The organism is Roseicyclus sp., assembly GCF_018402035.1.
Classification (GTDB): domain Bacteria; phylum Pseudomonadota; class Alphaproteobacteria; order Rhodobacterales; family Rhodobacteraceae; genus Roseicyclus.
On sequence record NZ_JAGYJN010000010.1, the window covers coordinates 1 to 16,990 of the forward strand.

19 protein-coding genes and 5 pseudogenes are annotated in these 16,990 nt (G+C 58.1%); 15 read left to right on the plus strand and 9 right to left on the minus strand.

What is annotated here, in order from left to right:
- The 3 genes from KG698_RS12720 to urtE all read left to right on the plus strand — a co-directional run.
- The coding region (locus tag KG698_RS12720; RefSeq protein ID WP_213685964.1) for an urea ABC transporter permease subunit UrtC at positions 1 to 886 on the plus strand (886 nt) is incomplete at its 5' end.
- Positions 883 to 1,620, plus strand: coding sequence for an urea ABC transporter ATP-binding protein UrtD (gene urtD / locus KG698_RS12725; RefSeq protein ID WP_213685965.1), 738 nt, complete (start codon positions 883 to 885; stop codon positions 1,618 to 1,620). The genes KG698_RS12720 and urtD, both read left to right, overlap by 4 nt.
- 3 nt (positions 1,621 to 1,623) lie before the next feature.
- Positions 1,624 to 2,319, plus strand: a complete 696-nt coding sequence (gene urtE / locus KG698_RS12730) for an urea ABC transporter ATP-binding subunit UrtE (RefSeq protein WP_213685966.1) — start codon at positions 1,624 to 1,626, stop codon at positions 2,317 to 2,319.
- Between the two features lie 6 nt (positions 2,320 to 2,325).
- Here urtE and KG698_RS12735 read toward each other — a convergent pair.
- The 7 genes and pseudogenes from KG698_RS12735 to KG698_RS12765 form a co-directional block, all read right to left on the minus strand.
- A pseudogene (locus KG698_RS12735) lies at positions 2,326 to 3,328 on the minus strand (oligopeptide/dipeptide ABC transporter ATP-binding protein).
- Positions 3,328 to 4,295: pseudogene (locus KG698_RS12740) on the minus strand (oligopeptide/dipeptide ABC transporter ATP-binding protein). The pseudogenes KG698_RS12735 and KG698_RS12740 overlap by 1 nt, the downstream one beginning before the upstream one ends.
- A gap of 9 nt (positions 4,296 to 4,304) precedes the next feature.
- A pseudogene (locus tag KG698_RS12745) lies at positions 4,305 to 5,169 on the minus strand (ABC transporter permease subunit); the annotation flags it as partial.
- A 58-nt stretch (positions 5,170 to 5,227) separates the two neighbouring features.
- Positions 5,228 to 6,147: pseudogene (gene oppB, locus KG698_RS12750) on the minus strand (oligopeptide ABC transporter permease OppB).
- A gap of 74 nt (positions 6,148 to 6,221) precedes the next feature.
- Positions 6,222 to 7,839 (minus strand): annotated as a pseudogene (locus tag KG698_RS12755) (peptide ABC transporter substrate-binding protein).
- An 850-nt stretch (positions 7,840 to 8,689) separates the two neighbouring features.
- Positions 8,690 to 8,980, minus strand: a complete 291-nt coding sequence (locus KG698_RS15870; RefSeq protein WP_367114102.1) for a helix-turn-helix transcriptional regulator — start codon at positions 8,978 to 8,980, stop codon at positions 8,690 to 8,692.
- Complete coding sequence (locus KG698_RS12765) at positions 8,868 to 9,146, minus strand: response regulator transcription factor (RefSeq protein WP_367114103.1); 279 nt, start codon at positions 9,144 to 9,146, stop codon at positions 8,868 to 8,870. The genes KG698_RS15870 and KG698_RS12765 overlap by 113 nt, the downstream gene beginning before the upstream one ends.
- A 937-nt stretch (positions 9,147 to 10,083) precedes the next feature.
- On the opposite strand from KG698_RS12765, the gene KG698_RS12770 reads away from it, so the two are divergent.
- The 5 genes from KG698_RS12770 (at position 10,084) to KG698_RS12790 (ending at position 12,484) form a co-directional block, all read left to right on the plus strand.
- On the plus strand, positions 10,084 to 10,341 hold the full coding sequence (locus KG698_RS12770; RefSeq protein ID WP_213685969.1) for a hypothetical protein: 258 nt from the start codon (positions 10,084 to 10,086) through the stop codon (positions 10,339 to 10,341).
- 179 nt (positions 10,342 to 10,520) lie between these two features.
- Positions 10,521 to 11,159: a PAS domain-containing hybrid sensor histidine kinase/response regulator gene (locus KG698_RS12775; RefSeq protein WP_213685970.1), complete on the plus strand. Its 639-nt coding sequence runs from the start codon at positions 10,521 to 10,523 to the stop codon at positions 11,157 to 11,159.
- A gap of 16 nt (positions 11,160 to 11,175) precedes the next feature.
- Positions 11,176 to 11,502: a hypothetical protein gene (locus KG698_RS12780; protein WP_213685971.1), complete on the plus strand. Its 327-nt coding sequence runs from the start codon at positions 11,176 to 11,178 to the stop codon at positions 11,500 to 11,502.
- A 61-nt stretch (positions 11,503 to 11,563) separates the two neighbouring features.
- Complete coding sequence (locus KG698_RS12785) at positions 11,564 to 12,079, plus strand: response regulator (protein WP_213685972.1); 516 nt, start codon at positions 11,564 to 11,566, stop codon at positions 12,077 to 12,079.
- 150 nt (positions 12,080 to 12,229) lie between these two features.
- A complete protein-coding gene (locus tag KG698_RS12790) occupies positions 12,230 to 12,484 on the plus strand; it encodes a hypothetical protein (protein WP_213685973.1) in 255 nt (84 codons plus the stop codon).
- 128 nt (positions 12,485 to 12,612) lie between these two features.
- Here the strand turns inward: KG698_RS12790 and KG698_RS12795 are convergent, their stop codons facing one another.
- Positions 12,613 to 12,900, minus strand: a complete 288-nt coding sequence (locus tag KG698_RS12795) for a hypothetical protein (RefSeq protein WP_213685974.1) — start codon at positions 12,898 to 12,900, stop codon at positions 12,613 to 12,615.
- A gap of 632 nt (positions 12,901 to 13,532) precedes the next feature.
- Between KG698_RS12795 and KG698_RS12800 the strand changes: the two genes are divergently transcribed.
- From KG698_RS12800 to KG698_RS12825, 6 genes are all read left to right on the plus strand, one after another.
- Positions 13,533 to 13,691, plus strand: coding sequence for a copper chaperone (locus KG698_RS12800; protein ID WP_300983920.1), 159 nt, complete (start codon positions 13,533 to 13,535; stop codon positions 13,689 to 13,691).
- Positions 13,688 to 13,903 (plus strand): hypothetical protein, encoded by a 216-nt coding sequence (locus KG698_RS12805; RefSeq protein ID WP_213685975.1) that lies wholly within the window; start codon positions 13,688 to 13,690, stop codon positions 13,901 to 13,903. The genes KG698_RS12800 and KG698_RS12805 overlap by 4 nt, the downstream gene beginning before the upstream one ends.
- A 372-nt stretch (positions 13,904 to 14,275) precedes the next feature.
- A complete protein-coding gene (locus KG698_RS15615) occupies positions 14,276 to 14,578 on the plus strand; it encodes a DUF305 domain-containing protein (protein ID WP_300983922.1) in 303 nt (100 codons plus the stop codon).
- Positions 14,579 to 14,834: 256 nt separating this feature from the next.
- A complete protein-coding gene (locus KG698_RS12815; RefSeq protein ID WP_213685976.1) occupies positions 14,835 to 15,524 on the plus strand; it encodes a hypothetical protein in 690 nt (229 codons plus the stop codon).
- Between the two features lie 23 nt (positions 15,525 to 15,547).
- The gene (locus tag KG698_RS12820; RefSeq protein ID WP_213685977.1) at positions 15,548 to 15,814 is read left to right on the plus strand and encodes a hypothetical protein; all 267 of its coding nucleotides are present in this window, start codon (positions 15,548 to 15,550) and stop codon (positions 15,812 to 15,814) included.
- Positions 15,811 to 16,203, plus strand: coding sequence for a hypothetical protein (locus KG698_RS12825; protein ID WP_213685978.1), 393 nt, complete (start codon positions 15,811 to 15,813; stop codon positions 16,201 to 16,203). The genes KG698_RS12820 and KG698_RS12825 overlap by 4 nt, the downstream gene beginning before the upstream one ends.
- Here KG698_RS12825 and KG698_RS12830 read toward each other — a convergent pair.
- A complete protein-coding gene (locus KG698_RS12830; RefSeq protein WP_213685979.1) occupies positions 16,188 to 16,385 on the minus strand; it encodes a hypothetical protein in 198 nt (65 codons plus the stop codon). The two genes, KG698_RS12825 and KG698_RS12830, sit on opposite strands and share 16 nt — an antisense overlap.
- Here KG698_RS12830 and KG698_RS12835 point away from each other — a divergent pair.
- The gene (locus KG698_RS12835; RefSeq protein WP_213685980.1) at positions 16,384 to 16,965 is read left to right on the plus strand and encodes a hypothetical protein; all 582 of its coding nucleotides are present in this window, start codon (positions 16,384 to 16,386) and stop codon (positions 16,963 to 16,965) included. The two genes, KG698_RS12830 and KG698_RS12835, sit on opposite strands and share 2 nt — an antisense overlap.
- The last annotated feature ends 25 nt before the right edge of the window (positions 16,966 to 16,990 follow it).

Sequence of the window (16,990 nt, forward strand, 5' to 3'; positions counted from 1 at the left end):
AATCGTGATCCGTGACAATCTGGCCCAAGGGGCGATCCCCGCGACCGAAACCGAAGTCGCCGAAGCCGTCGCCAGCCAGATTTTCGGCGTTGTCGGCAGTTCTGACCTGCCGCTGATCTGGACCTTTGCCGGATCATTACCCGCGCAGCTGGCGCTGGTCGTGCTGGTGCCGGGTCTGCTGGCGCTGGTGTTCGGCTGGCTGGCGTTCCGCAGCCGGGTGACAGGCGTGTACCTGTCGATCCTGACGCAAGCGATGACATTGGCGCTGTCGCTCTATCTGTTCCAGAACGACACGGGCCTGCGCGGCAACAACGGGCTGTCGGGGTTGCAGAACATCCCCGGTGCGCTCGACGTGCCGCAGGCGGTGATCTCGGTCTGGTTCTTCTGGGCATCGGCACTGGCGCTGGGCTTGGGCTATCTGCTGTTCGCTTGGGTGGTGTCGGGCAAGTTCGGCTCTGTCATCCGCGCGATCCGCGATAACGAAGCGCGGGTGCGGTTCCTTGGCTATAACGTCGAAAGCTACAAGCTGTTCGTTTTCACGATCACCGCTGTCGTGGCGGGGATCGCAGGCGCGCTTTATTATCCGCAGGCGGGGATCATCAACCCCGCCCAGATCGCGCCCATCGCCTCGATCTATCTGGCGGTCTGGGTCGCCATCGGAGGCAGGGGGCGGCTTTATGGCGCGGTGATCGGGGCGGCCTTCGTGTCGCTGCTGTCAAGCTGGCTGACAGGCGGCGGCGCGCCCAATATCGCACTCGGACCCGTCCGCATCATCTGGACCGATTGGTGGCTGGTGCTGCTGGGCCTTGGGTTCGTGGCCGTCACGCTGTTCTTTCCCAAAGGCATCGGCGGATTGTTTGATTATCTGGTGAGGAAGAAACCATGACCCTGCTGGAAGTCTCGGGCGTGTCGGTCACCTTTGACGGGTTCCGCGCGATCAACAACCTGTCGATTGCGATAGGCGAGCCGGAATTGCGCGCCGTGATCGGGCCGAATGGCGCGGGCAAGACGACATTCATGGATATCGTCACCGGCAAAACGCGCCCTGACACGGGTCGCGTGCTGTGGGGCGAGCTGTCCACCGATCTGGTCAAACTGTCCGAAAGCCAGATCGCCAAAGCGGGGATCGGGCGTAAGTTCCAGAAACCCACTGTGTTCGAAGACCAGACCGTCCGCGCCAACCTGTCGATGGCCCTGAAAAACAAGCGCGGCCCCTTTGCCGTCCTGTCATGGAAAGCGACAGCCGCCGACAAAGCCCGGATCGTCGCACTGGCCGAGGAGGTCGGACTGGCCGACCGTCTTGACCACCGCGCTGGCGATCTGAGCCATGGGCAGAAACAATGGCTGGAAATCGGGATGCTGCTGGCGCAGGACCCGCGTCTGTTGCTGGTCGATGAACCCGCCGCTGGCATGACGCCGGCGGAACGCGAACATACGACAGACCTGTTGAAACGTGCGGCACAGACGCGGGCGGTGGTGGTGATCGAACATGACATGGAATTCATCCGCCGTCTGGATTGCCGTGTGACCGTGCTGCACGAAGGGTCGGTGCTGGCCGAAGGATCATTGGACCATGTGACCAAGAACCAGCAGGTGATTGATGTGTATCTGGGGCGCTGAACCATGCTGAAAGTCGAAAACCTGACGCTGCATTATGGTGCCTCGCAAATCCTGTGGGGCGTGTCGCTGGACGCGCGGGCGGGGGCGGTCACCGCCGTGATGGGCACCAATGGCGTGGGCAAGACCAGCCTTTTGCGCGCCATCGCAGGGCGGCATCCCTATTCGGGCGGAACCATTTCGCTGGACGGGCAGGTGCTGGATCATCCGCGCGCGGCGCAGGCTGCTCAGGCGGGCATCGCCTATGTCCCGCAGGGGCGCGAGGTGTTTGCGCTTTTGACTGTGACGGAAAACCTGCAAACCGGTTTCGCCTGCCTGCCACGCAGTGACCACAAGATCCCCGACCGGATCTATGACCTGTTCCCCGTCCTGCACCAGATGCGCGACCGGCGCGGGGGCGATTTGTCGGGGGGCCAGCAGCAGCAGCTGGCCATCGCGCGCGCGCTGATCGCGCGGCCAAAGGTGTTGTTGCTGGACGAACCGACCGAAGGCATCCAGCCCAATATCATCAAACAGATCGGCAAGGTGATAGAACTGCTCCGCGACGAGGGCGAGATCGCCATCGTGCTGGTCGAGCAGTATTTCGACTTTGCCTACAGCCTTGCCGACCAGTTCTGCGTGCTGAACCGCGGTGAGGTGGTGCTATCGCAACCCGCCAGCGCCGTGACGCGGGATGCGATCCTGCAACGGGTGTCGATCTAGCGGGCGTTACCGCGCGAAAACCAGCATCTCCTGCTTTTCCTCGAAATGGCAGGCGACCATATGGCCGTTGTCGGCGTCGGTCATCGGCGGGCGGATCTCGGTGCAGATGGCTTGCGCCTTGGGACAGCGGGTGCGGAAGACACAGCCCGAGGGCGGGCGCAGGGGTGATGGCAATTCGCCTTCCAGCACGGGTCGTTTGCGCGCGCGTTCCAGCACCGGATCAGGGATCGGGACCGATGCGATCAGCGCCTGACTATAGGGATGGCGCGGTCCGGTGGTCAGCGGTTTGCTGTCTGCCATTTCCATCGTGCGGCCCAGATACATGACCATCACCTTGTCAGACATGTTTCACCACGCTCAGGTCATGCGCGATGAATATCATCGACAGCCCCATGTCGCGCTGCAATTCGCGGAGCAGGTTGACCACCTGCGCCTGCACCGACATCGAGCGCAGACACGGGTTCATCGCAGATCAGCAGTTTGGGTTTCAGGATCAGCGCCCGCGCGATCCCGATCCGCTGGCACTGGCCACCGGAAAACTCATGCGGATAGCGGTTGACCAGATTGGGCAGCAGACCCACGCGTTCCATCAGCGCCTGCACGCGGCGGCGAACCTCGGCGCGGGGGACTTTGGGTTCATGCGTGATCAGCGGTTCGGCGATGATATCGCCCACCGTCATGCGCGGGTTCAGGGCCGCCAGCGGGTCCTGAAAGATCATCTGCACATCCTTGCGATGCACGCGGCGCGCCGATGGGGACATGGATGCCAGATCATGACCTTCGAACATGATGCGCCCATGGCTGGATGGCACAGTGCCGACAATGGCGCGCGCAAGGGTCGATTTGCCCGATCCGCTTTCGCCGACGACACCAAGGCATTGACCGGGGGCAAGATCAAAGCTGATCCCGTTCACCGCATGCAATTTCTGCGGCTTGGTCAGGGCCATGCGCCTTGCAGGTGGATGTCGAAGGTGACGCTCAGGTCCTGCACAGAAAGAATTGGTTCCATCACGCGACCTCTTCGATTGGCAGGTGGCAGGCGCGGCGGCGGGTGCCGTCGAAGATTTCCAAGCTGGGTTTCACTGTCAGGCAATGCGGCATCATGGCCGCACAGCGCGGCGAGAACGGGCAGCCCGCAGGCAGGCGCGACATGTCGGGCGGTTCGCCCGCGATGGTCAGCAGTTCGTCATCATCGCGGTCAAGCCGCGGCACCGCGCGCAGCAATCCGGCAGTATAGGGATGCGACGGACGGGCAAAAACATCATCGGTCGGCCCTTCTTCCATGATCTGCCCGCCATACAGCACCAGCGTGCGGTCGCAGGCATCGGCCACGATCCCCAGATCATGGGTGATCAGGATCATCGCTGTGCCGAAATCGCGCCGGATATCGGCCAGCACCCGCATGATCTGCGCCTGCACCGTCACATCAAGGGCGGTGGTCGGTTCATCCGCGATCAATAGGCGTGGTTCGCACAAAAGCGCCATGGCGATCATGATCCGCTGGCGCATGCCGCCGGAAAATTCATGCGGATAGCTGCTGATCCGCGCTTTTGCATCAGGGATGCCGACCGCATCCAGCATCCGCACCGATTGCGCGATGGCATCGCGTTTGCTGATCCCTTTGTGCAGGGTCAGCACCTCGGCCATCTGGTCGGAAATGCGGATATAAGGGTTCAGCGATGTCATCGGGTCCTGAAAGATCATCGCGACATCATTGGCGCGGATCTTGTTCAGCACCTTTGCGGCATTGCCAGCAGGTCTTGGCCGTCGAACAAAGCCTGCCCTGTCGCTTGGCCGTTGCGGGCAAGCAGGCCCATGATGGCAAAGGCTGTCTGGCTTTTGCCCGACCCGCTTTCGCCGACGATGGCCAGCGTTTCGCCTTTGTCGATGCTGAAATTCACGCCGTTTACCGCGTTCACGGGGCCATCGGCGGTCTGGAAGGTGACGGTCAGGTCGTTTGTTTGCAGCAAGGTCATGTCAGCGGTCCTGGGGTCGAGCGCGTCGCGCAGCCCGTCGCCCACGAAGAAGAACGCAAAAAGCGTCACGATGAAGAAAAACAGCGGAAAGACCAGTTGCCAGATCACGCCATATTGCATCTGGCCTCACCCGCCGAAATCAGCGCACCCAGCGATGTGGCGGGTTCCTACACGCCCAGCCCAGAAAGCTGATGAAACTTTCGGTGATGATCATGGTCGGCACAAGCAAGGTCGCGTAAACGATCACCAGCCCCAGCAGGTTCGGCACGATATGGCGCAGGATGATCGTCATCGGGCGCACGCCGATGGCGATGGCAGCCTCGACGAATTCCTTGTTTTTCAAGGTCAGTGTCTGGCCCCGCGCGATGCGTGACATATCCAGCCATGAAATCAGCCCGATCCCGATGAACAGCATCAGGATCGACCACTAAAGATCACCAGCATCAGGATCAGCACGAACATGAACGGGATCGCCATCAGGATATCGACGATCCGCATCATGATCCCGTCAGTGCGCCCGCCGAAATAGCCTGCAATCGCGCCATAAAGCGTGCCAACGATCACCGCGATGGCGGCACCCACGAAACCCACCAGCAGCGATATGCGTGTGCCTTGACGGTGCGCGCATAAAGATCGCGGCCCAGTTCATCGTCACCGAAATAATGACCATTGGCGATGCTTGGCCCGCCGGCCTGCGCGACATTGCCCATCATCGCCCAGTCGATTTCCTCGGCGCTCCACCTTGCCAGAAACCCGCCGAAAAAGGCAAACAGCGTGATCAGGATCAGCGCGACCAATCCGGCCACTGCCGCCTTGTTGCGCATGAACCGCTGGCGCGTCTTTTCCACAGCGACCGGCCTTGCACCTCGGCCAGATGGGCGGCATCGACCAAACTGGCGGCGGTTGTCTTGTCCGGGATACATCGCGCGCCCTCAATACCGGATCTTGGGGTCGATCCATGCGTAAAGCACGTCGACCAGAAGGTTGAAAACAATGGTCAGCACGCCCACCAGAATGGTGAGTCCCCATGATGACCGCATAATCGCGGCTGAAGGCCGAATTGACGAAAAACTGGCCGATCCCGCCGGTCGAGAAATAGACGTCGATCACGACCGATCCCGTGATCATCAGCACGAATGCAGGCCCCAGATAGGACAAGACCGGCAGCATCGCGGGTTTGAGCGCATGGCCCAGAATGATCCGCCATGTCGGCAGGCCCTTGGCACGCGCCGTGCGGATGAAACCGGCGTTCAGCACTTCGAGCATGGATGATCGCGTGATCCGCGCAATCGACGCCATGTAACTGGTGGACAGCGCGATCACTGGCAGGATCAGATATTGCCATTGCCCGCCTTGCCAGCCGCCGCCTGGCAACCAGCCCAGCCACAGCGTAAAGACCAGCACCAGAATAGAGCGCCATGACGAAGTGGAGCACCTGCGCCGACCGAAATGCCGACGGCAAGGTAATCCAGCCATGTGTTGTGTTTGATCGCGGCAACCACGCCCAGCGACACACCGACGATCACCGCGACGACGAAGGACCAGAACCCATAGGTCAGCGTGACGGGAAACCCCTGCATGATGACATCTGTCACCGTCCGGTCGCGGTATTGAAACGACGGGCCGAAATCGAACCGCGTGACCACGTTCACGACGTAATCATACATCTGTTTCCAGTAAGGCTGGTCCAGCCCGTAACGCGCCTCGAGATTGGCCAGCACTTGCGGCGGCAGCGGGCGTTCGCTGTTGAACGACCCTCCGGGGCCGCGAACATCAGCATGAAGGACAAAACGATCAGGATCAGGATCGTCGGGACCGCAATCGCCAAGCGCTTGAGCACGAAATTGAACATGGCAGTCTCCGCTGCGACAAACGACAACCTGCGCCCCCGTCAGGAAGGCGCAGGTCGGATTTCAAACTGTCAATCTATTCGCCAGCGACCTTATAAAGTTCGCGGCTATACCAGTTTTGTTCGACGTTATCGACAGGCCAGCCCTTCAGTTCAGGGTTGAACATGTACCCGTCAGCATAATGGTAGATCGGGATGATCGGCACCTCTTCGGCGATGATCTGCTCGACGCGGGTATAGTTCGGCTGCGGGTCTGCGGCTGTCTTGGCCTCTGCCATCAGCTGATCGACCTCTGCATTCAGATATTCGCATCGTTATAGCCCGAATTGGTGGTCACCAGATCAAGAAAGGTCGATGCCTCGTTGTAATCACCACACCATGCGCCACGGGCCATTTCAAAGTTCTGGTTGCCGCGGGTCTGCAAAAGGTCTGCCATTCCTGATTGGCCAGCGTGGTCTGGATCCCCAGCGTCTGCTGCCACATCTTGGCCAAGGGCCACGGCGATGTTCCGTTGCGCCTCGTCCGTGTTGTACAGCAGTTCGATGCTCAGCGGCTCACCACCGATGCCGTAACGGCTTCGGTTATCAGCGCGACCGCCATCGCGTTGCGGTCTTCTTGCGTCATGTCGGCAATCGGCAGATCTGGCAGGTTGAAACCAACGTACGCACCGGGGTAAAGTTATAGGCTGCCGTTTGGCCTGCGCCCAGAACGTTGTTCACGATCACATCGCGGTTCACGGCCAGGTTCATCGCCTGACGGACGCGGACGTCCTGCAACGCCTCTGGCCCGCCTCGACAGGTTGAAGTTGTAGTAGAGACACAGGCGCGGAATGCTGATCGCCTGATCGGGATATTCGCAGACAGACGCTGGAACTGGCCCGGGGCACCTCGGTCCGGTCAAGCTCGCCTGCCAGATAGCGGGTCAGGCCCTGATTGACGTCATTGATCACCAAGGATGTGACTTCGTCTATGATCGTGTTTTCGTTGTCCCAGTACATTTCGTTGCGCACGCGGACCAGACGTTCCTGCGGGACATGTTCACGCAGCACATAGGCGCCGTTGGACACGATGTTTTCGGGGCGGGTCAGGTGTCGCCATGCGCCTCGACCGTGGCCGGATGCACGGGGAAAGTCGTAGAATGCGTCGTCATCTGCGCGAAATAGGGCAGGGGCTGTGACAGGTCACAACAAAGGTGCTGTCATCGGGGGCTGTGACGCCAGTGCGTCCTTGTCCATCTCGCCCGCGATAATGGCGGCGGCGTTTTCGATCGACATCAGTTCCATGAACCACGCGTATTCGGACGCCAGCGCCGGATCAACGGCGCGTTTCCATGCGTAAACAAAATCGCTGGCCAGCACCGGATCACCGTTTGACCAACGGGCATTGTCGCGCAGGGTGAATGTATAGGTCAGCCCGTCCTCGGACACATCGAACCCTGTCGCCACACCGGGGACCAGTTCGCCGGTGGCATCCTGATTCATCAGACCTTCGAACAGGTCGCGCACGACCTCGGCACCAGTCACATCCTCGACCACCTGCGGATCAACAGAGGAATGTTCATCCAGCACGCGGTAGGTAAAGGTCTGCACCTCTGCCAGCGCCTCGCCGGTTTGGGGTGGGTCGCCTGCGCGTTTGCGGCGATGGCCGACAGCAGGACAATGGCGCTGCTGGCCTTGAGTAGAGTTTTGAGTGTCACGGAAATCTCCCTGTTGCCTTTGTTCGAAAGGGCTGTCGGCACCTGCCGCAGATTGTTGCGTCCGGCGTCTGACGGCAGGACGCGCAACCTTCGGATGTAATAACCGGATTGGCAGAGCATGGGGCAGGTGCCGCCACGGCAGGCCGCGACATCGGACCAGTAGATGCCTACAAATCTGCAATGGTGCCTCGTGAACAGGCACCAAAAATATGCTCATCTGTCACATCCTTAAATTATTGCGTGGTGACGTCTTGTTCGGAAGCCGTCAGCGACCGGCAAGGGGCTGTCGGTCATGAACAAATGCACAGCACCCACCTGTTCTGGCGCTGGCCTGTGGCACGCGACTGACATATTGCCTCGGTTGTACCGCGCGGTCGACGACGACTGGGTACATTGTTGACGGCGTGCGGGCCCGGGGCTGACATGAGCCGGTCTGACTTTGGGGCGCCTCTTGCTTTGCAGCACCTAAGACGAAGCTAGTCAGGCAAAATCGACGCCTTGCGCGTCATTGAACCGCCCCATGCCCTGCAGGTGTTTGCAGTCGGCACCGGCGCGACAAACCTGATCTATAGTCTGACAGTGCCTTCTCGTTTCACACTGTCATGGCCAAGCTAGCTACAGCTGTCACTTTACCGCTTTGCACCACGCGCCGCATCTTTGGCTGCTGCTGATCACGACGGGGCAGAAAATGCCCCACCATCGCTATGGTCCCACGCTCAATCATGAACCGATTTGCTCGGTCGGCATGTTATTTGCATGAACTTTTGCGTCACGCGAAAGATATGCACTTGCCCACCAAGCCGCCATCTCAGCATTTGTCAGTGGTCAACGATTCCCATGTCGCGGCCAATCATGGCCGCATGCGCACGATTGCGTGCTCAAGCTTGCGGCAGATCGTGCGCATATGCATCTTGATCCGCGCTTCGTTCATATCAAGGTTATTGGCGATATGCTTGTTCGTCATGCCCGATGCTGCCATCTGCAGGACCGCCAATTCGCTTTCGCTCAGAACCGATTGTCCGCGGGAATCACCGGGGGTATGCGGTTTTCGGCTGGTATGAACATCTGTCCGGACTGGATAAGCCGCAGAACACTGCCCAAGGACTGCAGCGGCAGGGTTTTCGGCACAAGACCCGCACACCGACCTCGATCGCGCGTGCCACGGTATGCGTGTCAGCATTGGCCGAAAACAGCACAACATTCGCGTCGCCAGCGGCATCGACCACCTTTTTGATGCTGTTGATCCCGTCCATACCAGGCATGCGCAGATCCAGCATGACAATGGCATAGGGTGGTTCTGAGATGATTTTTCCAAGGTCGAGGACAGGCTATCCGAGATTTCGACATCGAAACCCCTCGCTCATCGACAGCGAAAGCGAGACGGATCCACGATCAATCGGTGGTCATCAGCGACAAGTATCCGGGTCATGGCTGCTGACCGACGAGAAAACGTTTTGTGTCACTAACGCCTCCTTACATTTCCGCACATCTGGTGCGTGCATCGAGATATTTAATACCTTATAAAGTGATTTTGTATAAGTTGCTTACGCCAGTTCCCGTGTAAAGTTCTTAAACTAGTAAAAGGAAAAGTAACACAACAACTTAAGATAACTTTATATCTAAAGTTAGCTTTATATTGCTTTGGGCGCTGTTATCCGTCTGTTGGGGAAACTGGTTGGTTGCGGCAAAGCTTTCAAGACTCAAGCAACATGCGCGCCGATGTTACCGAGAGCGTGTTGGAGACTAGTGCTTGGTCCGATGCTATCAAATCTCGCGGCGCAGGGTGGATAGATGTTGATGTGCCTCGAACACGCATGAATATGCAGCCCGACCCGTTGCATAAGATGATGGCCCAGACCACCGCAGGCGCCGATTTCCCAACATTACGCGCGGTCCCTGCAGTCGCGCTATTGCGCGGACGCTTGCATTTGGTGCGCGTCGGTCGCGATATCCGCATCGCCGGTGATGCATTTTGTATCCGGAACAAAAAGTATGGTATTTGTAAAGCCTCGGTCCGATAGCCTCGTCTGCTGTGGGATCGAAAGTTTTTACCTTCAACTGTTTCTTAACGTACTCAGGCCGAGGTTCTCGCGGACTGAAGGGGTGTCATGGCGTCCGCTACATCCATTTTCTTGCGCCATTGAAATCACGTCGTTTTTTCGTCGGTCGATTGTCCTTTTCCTTCTTCTGACTTGCATATTGATACTATTTAATGCCGCATCGCTGCAGCAACGGCAAAAGACAATGCGTGAGACTGCGGCCGAAGCTGCGCGCGCGCAGCTCGTCGATCTTGACGTGATCCATGGCGCACTGGTGCTGGCGGCGGATGGTCTTTTGCTGTCCCGTTCAGATCCAGAACTGGATTCGCAAAACGGTTTGGCCCGGTTGAACCTTTTGTTCGACGGATTTTCACAACGCGTTGAAGCGGCAAGGTCTTGTTGTCTGATCCTGATCTTGCTCTCGGTATTGGCGAAAAACTTGTGGCGATTATGCGGTCCGTAACGCGCTCGCGGATCGGATTGATGCGATCGATACAACGGATGCGCGTACGATTCGTGTCGTGACGACACGCCTGCACGCGGCTGCACCGATCGTGCAAGACATCACGGCTGCGGCTGTCTTGTATGCTGTCCGTACAGTTGAGATCGCGCAGCAGGCTGAGCGGTCATTTTGCGACAACTTTGGATACACAGTATCGTGGCGATACCGTGGCAATGTTGTTGTTGGTGGCTGGCCTGTCCCTGTGGCATCGCGTCGAAGGTCGGGCGCAGCACCTGTCAGGCATCTTGGGCAAGGCATACGATTCTGCCGTGGACGCGATCATCGTTGTCGATGCAGACGGCAGGATTGTGCTGACCAACCAGACGGTGACTCGCGTTTTGGCGTGCCGGGTGACGATCTGGCCGGAGTCATCACATCGGCGCGCTGATCGACATGCAAGACGTGCAGCCAGCAATGCGCAACCAGAGGATGCCGCTGTGCTACCGCCGCTGATCGCGATGGGCGTTACGCGTGTCACGGCACGCCGACCGAACGGGCCGTCATTCCCCGCAGACCTATCCGTGACAGCCGATATCGACCTTGATGGCCGCCCGATCATGATCGTGTTCATCCGCGATATGACCGCCGCCGCCGCCGCCGAAGACCAGCTGCGCATTGAACGCTTGGGCGCAGAAAGGAACGCTGCAGCCAAGACTGCCTTTCTGGGGATGATGAGCCATGACATGCGCACGCCGCTGCAGGGCATGATCGCGGCGCGATTTGCTGGACCAGACAGGAATGGACCAGGTCGGCCGCAACTTGGTGCAGACAGCGCGTGACTGTAGCCTGCGTGCCTTGCAACAGATCAATGATGTGCTGGATATGACGCGGTTGAATGGGCAGCAGCAGCAAGAGGTGCTGTTTGATCCTCCTGCGATCGTTGCCGCGATTCTGAACGAATTGACCCCGCTGGCTGCTGGGCAGAATACGCAGCTTGCCCTGCGCGTAGAACAGGGCGACACGCCGCTACCGTCCTTTGTCGGCACGCCGCCCGCCTTTGTGCGCGCTATCTACAATCTTGTCGGAAATGCGGTCAAATTCACGGCGAACGGGCGCGTTACCGTTGCGCTATCTTTCCGTGAGCCCAGCGTAGAAAGTTCACGCTCGACGTGGCAGTGGTAGACACTGGCGTCGGAATTGCGCTAAAAACAAGAGAGTTTGTTTGAAGAGTTCAAAATGTTAAATGGTGATCGTGCGCACCCGCGCGAGGTGCCGGGCTTGGCTTGGTGATTGCAAATGCTGCCATCAAGCAGATGAACGGCACCTTGGGTCTGACAAGCAGCCCGGTGAAGGAAGCACCTTCAGTTTCAGTATTGATCTGTCGACTGCCACCGACAGTGCCTCTGCGCAGACGCTGTCGCAGCCTGCAGCGCAAAACCGGCATGAGAAAACCTTGGTCGGGCCGCGCAACATTTTGGTGGTTGATGACAATGCAATCAACCTTGCGCTTCTTGCGGCGGTGGTCCGTCAGCTTGGGCATAGTGTCGATGAAGCAAAGGATGGCAGCATCGCTGTCGGTCTTGCCGCAATGCGGGCCTATGATGTCATTTTGATGGATGTGAACATGCCAGTAATGGACGGCTATATTAGCATCCCGCATCATCCGCGCGGGTGGCCCGTCTTGCGATGCGATGATTGTCGCGGTGACAGCCTATACCGATATACAATACAGCGACGACGTGCGGAATGCGGGCATTGACGGCGTATTGACCAAACCAACGACGCAAGCCGAGATTGCGGCGGTTCTGGATGGGTACTTGCCACAAGAAACTGCGCCCGCACCCGCGCCCGTCGCGGGCGACCCCGAACGCACCAGTTGCAGCGCGCTGTCGCCGCATTGTCGGAAACGTTGGGTGACGACAATGCGATCAGGCTGATGAAGGCTGGGCTGACAGAAGTTGCCGAATTGTTGGATGCGCTGGATGCGCATCCCGACGCAGATGATCAGGCTGCGCGCGATCCATCGTGTGGTCGGATCGACCGCGGTTTGGGGTTTTCAGGATTGTCCAAAACGCTCTCCGCCGCCGAGCAAGCCGCAAATGCGCGCGACAGGCAAAACTGTGGAGCTTGCTCGAAACGGTCAAGTCTGACCGCGCCAGTATAGCCAGCGCCTTGGCCGCCCGTACCGCCTGACCAAAAGATCGTGATCTTTCACTGAACGCGCTGGATAAAACGTGGCGTCTGCGGGGATTGCCCTAGCTACGCCTGTCTTTGTTATTCAAGATGCCGCTTTCAATGGCCAGTGCAAGTGACACATCGGTACACGGCAGGCGAGGATGCATCAGCGATCGCACGTCTTTGGAGCGAAATTGTTTTCGAGAATGTGCTGCTGCAGATAATCACCGGCACGTCGGGCAAAGCCAGCTTGACGGCGATCAACTGTTCAACAGCATCATTCATGTCCACGATCAGGTCAATATTCAGCACAAGAGCGACGCTTTCGTGCAGCGTGTCCATCGCGGCCTCGGCTGCGTCTTCGAGGCTGGCGAAAGTTTCGATGGATTTTGCCGTCACGGCCACATTGCTAACCTTTGGGTATAAAGTGCCGCCCGTTTGATCAACGATATAGATCGCAGTGTCTTCGATCAGCTCTGGCGCGATTAGATCGAAGCTCGCAGTCGCAGTGTCGAATAAAAGCTGATCTTCAGCGGCTGATTGCGGCTCACGACCTCACCATCCACCCAGGACCGGATATCATAGAAGATACCGCGCAAACCTGTGGGTCTTTTTCAGTTTGGCTGCCGGGGTATTGATGTTGATAAGCGACATGGTCAGATCAGCTTATCTGTTGATCAGTCCCTTCCATCGAAGGGCAAGACACCGCATTTTACCATGCCGCCAACAGATACAGCATCAATCCAGAAGTATGATATTTCTATCTTTCGACATTCTGATTTCAAAGATCGGATTATTTCGGCTTTACCCGTGAGCAACGAGGTGGGTGCGTGCCGGAAACGCCCAGTCTGACTGTCATGACATTGCGGCAAACACAGGGTGCTTTCAACCACAGAAGGGGCTGAAAAGCAGATCAAGAAATATGTTCATGTTGGTCCTTGACCTTCCAGCGACTGGAATACCCATGTCGACAATCAAGGTATCAATCGGGTTGGAGGAACCATGCAGTTTCAGATCGACAAGATGGGGTGCGGTGGATGCGCCAGATCCATCCCGCCACGATCCACACACTGGACCCCGCAGATGTCGTCATCGACCTACCGACAAAGCGCGTCGCGGTGACATCGACAGCTGACGGCATTGCGATCGAACAGGCGCTGTCGCAGGCCGGTTTCCCGCCACGGCGGATTGCGTGACCCGCATCGCCCCGACAGGCCGTGGCTTGCGATTGGCGCTGTTGCCGGTCCTTGTGCTGATCGCGCTATTTTCGGGCTGCCGGGCGATGCCGCAGTGGCACCAAGCCATGATCGGGCTTTACATGCATCCCATGCGATGCATCATGAGCCTGTGGCCGCAGATGGCCACCATTTGCCTGCCGATTGCGCGGGTTCTGCGTTTTGTGCGATGATGGGCCTGTGCCATCCGGCCCTGACACCAGCCGCGCTGTCATGCCATGGTATCGCATGTGAACGATCCGGTCGCGTCCCACGTTACTGTCAGGTCGGACGTCATCCGGCAATTATCGTTCCGCCACCCCGACGGTTGTTCGTTTGACCACGCAAGACATTCAGAAAAATCAGGAGAAAACAGATGAACACCGCTAAAACACTTTTTGCGACTGCAGTTGTTGCAACCACTTTCGCAGTCGCGGCGCATGCGCAGGAACCTGTGTTCCAGCTTCCCGACCAATGCAATGTCGTTCCCGCGATGGTGCGATGGACCATAGCGCCATGGGCCATGGTGCCATGCATGGCGACCAGTCCGGCGGCATGGGGTCGGCATGATGGGGATGATGGACATGGGAGATGTCGATCTTGAATCCATGCCTGAACATGTGCAGGACAACATGCGCCGCATGATGATCAGCATGCCCGCCATGCAGGACGGCATGATGAACGAAAACGCCGATGTGGCCTTTGCCTGCGGGATGATTGCCCACCATCAGGGTGCCATCGACATGGCGCAGGTACTGATCGCACATGGCGAAGATCCGCAGATGCTTGCTCTTGCGAATACGATCATCGCGGCACAGGTGGCCGAGATGGAAGAGATGCGCAATTGGTTGGTTGAAAACGCCAATTGACCCGATCAGGACCGCGCGGTGCAAACCGCGCGGTTTTCACAAGACGAAGCTGTGGTTCGCATAGCATGTCGATGGGCGATTGGGGCTAACGCAGACATGAATACTGCTGCCGACCTCTGGTCCGGTCGGGGCGAACGATAAATTATCACCGCTGAGAAAGCCGTTACTGTAGCAAGGTTGGGAGCTTTCAAATGGTTGACATCAAAGCCCATCACTTGACCGACGGCGCCCTGTCCGATCGGCGTATGACATCCGCTTGCTACGCCGCGCTGGGTGGCCTCTGCACTGCGCCAAAGATGCCGCAAACAGATCGTGCGACGGCAAGCGTTCAAACGGCAATCTCGATCAGGCGCAAATCTATCAGGCCTTTAGCAGCCTCAGGTTATCGCTTGAAACGCTGACCGGAGCCAAAGAAAACACCAAGATCGCGCAACCGCTCGCAAGTGGCGCGCCGGACAGGATCAGCCGGGCTGCATTGTCATCCGATCCAGTTACGCGGCCACAAGGCGTCCCAGATCATCGTTGTGAGATTTGCCCAATATGCGCAACAGGGGACGATCTTGCTGCCGCCTGCTGGCCCCGTCAAACTGTCCACCGGCACCACCAGATCACACAGTTGCGATTGGCGCTGGCAAGCGACAGTTTGAAATCCCTTGTCCAAAGCCTGAATGGCCTACCCGGCCTGAAGGCTTGGCTGTTGCAGACAAGGCAGGGTCTAGCACTTGTTCTCAAAGCCTTCCGGCACGGCGCATGCCTGCAACTGGCGTCGGTCGCGACAATTTTACGCGTCCTGCAAGCAGCTTTGCCGCCCCAAGGCCAGCCGCTTGTGGTGTCGGTTGACGAAATTCCGGCCACGGATGGCGTGGCGGTGGAGCCTCGCATCGTTCTGACACCACAAAATCACGCATATCTGCACCCAAAGAGACGATTGCCGCTTTGCAGCTAAGGGTGGCGTCGCCAGTCCGTGAAGTGAATGCGATACAGACTTTTCTTGCAGGCATCGCAAAACGAGGCGCCGGCAGCAGCACAGATATCAGCCCGCAAGACCGGATACTGGCGCAAGCTCTGCTGGACCGGCTGCGCAAGATCACAACCCGTCCGGTCTATGGCTTTGCGTCAAATCCTGTTTTGCCTGCCGACATCGGGATTGACGTCGGCGAAGATGGTTTGCTGACGTTCAACGCGGGTTCGTTTAACAGGATGTCGAGGAGAGGCCGGATCTGCTTGCGGCGATGATCGGCCCCAATGGCAACCCTGATGACATGGTCCCGCCACCTGATACCCAAGCGGCAGATCTGCTGAAACAAGGTGTTTATACGCTGATCTATGACCCGACACAGACGCCCGTCATGGCGACGTTGGACAGGTTCCCCCTGCAATTATCCCACGATCCGGACGGCCGGCCAGTTTTGACCCTTGGCGCACACGATCAACACATTGCCATCGTCCTGCCCATGGATGCGCCAGTGGCAGCCAAGCTTGTTTACCGGCTGAGCCTGTTTGATCAGTTGGCCGAGATCACCGCCACAACCTTGTCGCCCGACGCCCCGCATCTGCAATCTGGCACGGTGCACGATATGGTGTCGCCTCGGACAAGAAGGACGACGCGTCAGTCGAGAACATGATCCTTGCCGTATTGGCGCAGGCGGTCGACCAATCCGCCATGGCCCAGCCGGCACAGAGTAATACAATGCCTGTGCAAGTGGCCGAGTTGCTCTTCTATCTGCTTTGGATCGGTTTGTTTGTGCCTAGGGTTGATCGTGACCGGCGCAAAAAGCAGCATCAGGAAAGGCAGCCAATGCTGCATGGCGCATCTGTTCGTATTATCTGGCAACCGCCGCCGCCAAGCGCGCATGGTGATCTTTGAAGGCCGCGGGTTTGAGCTAATCGCCGGATACACCCTGATCTTGGCCGCGGAACCTAGATTGGGGAGGATAAACCGTCAGGGGCCAGCGTGCCTTTTTGCCCGCCCGGTTGAACGGCTCACGGTCGATGACACCGCCCCAACAGACAATCTGTCGATCCAGATGGACCGAACTGGGCGCGCTCTGCCGCCACCCCAGCCCAGCGGCGGCAGCTTCGCGTTTTGCGGATCGCGGAGCAATGCGATGCATCACGCGAATCCTCTGACAAGGCGAAATCAAAAGCCACATTTGGACGGCTCAAATTCGCCAAGTACTCTGATTTTGCAGTATACCTTAGGATACAAAAATTTTATTATTTTACAAGAGCTTAAAAAACATCACAAAATCGTCATATTAAATTTATTACGCATTTTACCACTTGACGAAACATTCCTGCGCGTAACTTTATTGCGTACCACCTTTCGGATGGGCCCGCTCAAAGGTTCACCCCGTAAGAATACGCCACGATGTGGCTGCGAATAAGACACGGGAAAGAGCACGATGTTAA

What these genes read in the sequence shown, in the direction of transcription:
- KG698_RS12835 (WP_213685980.1), top strand. Translation starts at nt 16,384, where the DNA reads ATGGCGCATCTGTTCGTATTATCTGGCAACCGCCGCCGCCAAGCGCGC.
- KG698_RS12770 (WP_213685969.1), top strand. Translation starts at nt 10,084, where the DNA reads ATGCGTGAGACTGCGGCCGAAGCTGCGCGCGCGCAGCTCGTCGATCTT.
- KG698_RS12830 (WP_213685979.1), bottom strand. Translation starts at nt 16,385, where the DNA reads ATGCAGCATTGGCTGCCTTTCCTGATGCTGCTTTTTGCGCCGGTCACG.
- KG698_RS12785 (WP_213685972.1), top strand. Translation starts at nt 11,564, where the DNA reads ATGGTGATCGTGCGCACCCGCGCGAGGTGCCGGGCTTGGCTTGGTGAT.
- urtD (WP_213685965.1), top strand. Translation starts at nt 883, where the DNA reads ATGACCCTGCTGGAAGTCTCGGGCGTGTCGGTCACCTTTGACGGGTTC.
- urtE (WP_213685966.1), top strand. Translation starts at nt 1,624, where the DNA reads ATGCTGAAAGTCGAAAACCTGACGCTGCATTATGGTGCCTCGCAAATC.
- KG698_RS12825 (WP_213685978.1), top strand. Translation starts at nt 15,811, where the DNA reads ATGATCGGCCCCAATGGCAACCCTGATGACATGGTCCCGCCACCTGAT.
- KG698_RS12800 (WP_300983920.1), top strand. Translation starts at nt 13,533, where the DNA reads ATGCGCCAGATCCATCCCGCCACGATCCACACACTGGACCCCGCAGAT.
- KG698_RS15615 (WP_300983922.1), top strand. Translation starts at nt 14,276, where the DNA reads ATGATGGGGATGATGGACATGGGAGATGTCGATCTTGAATCCATGCCT.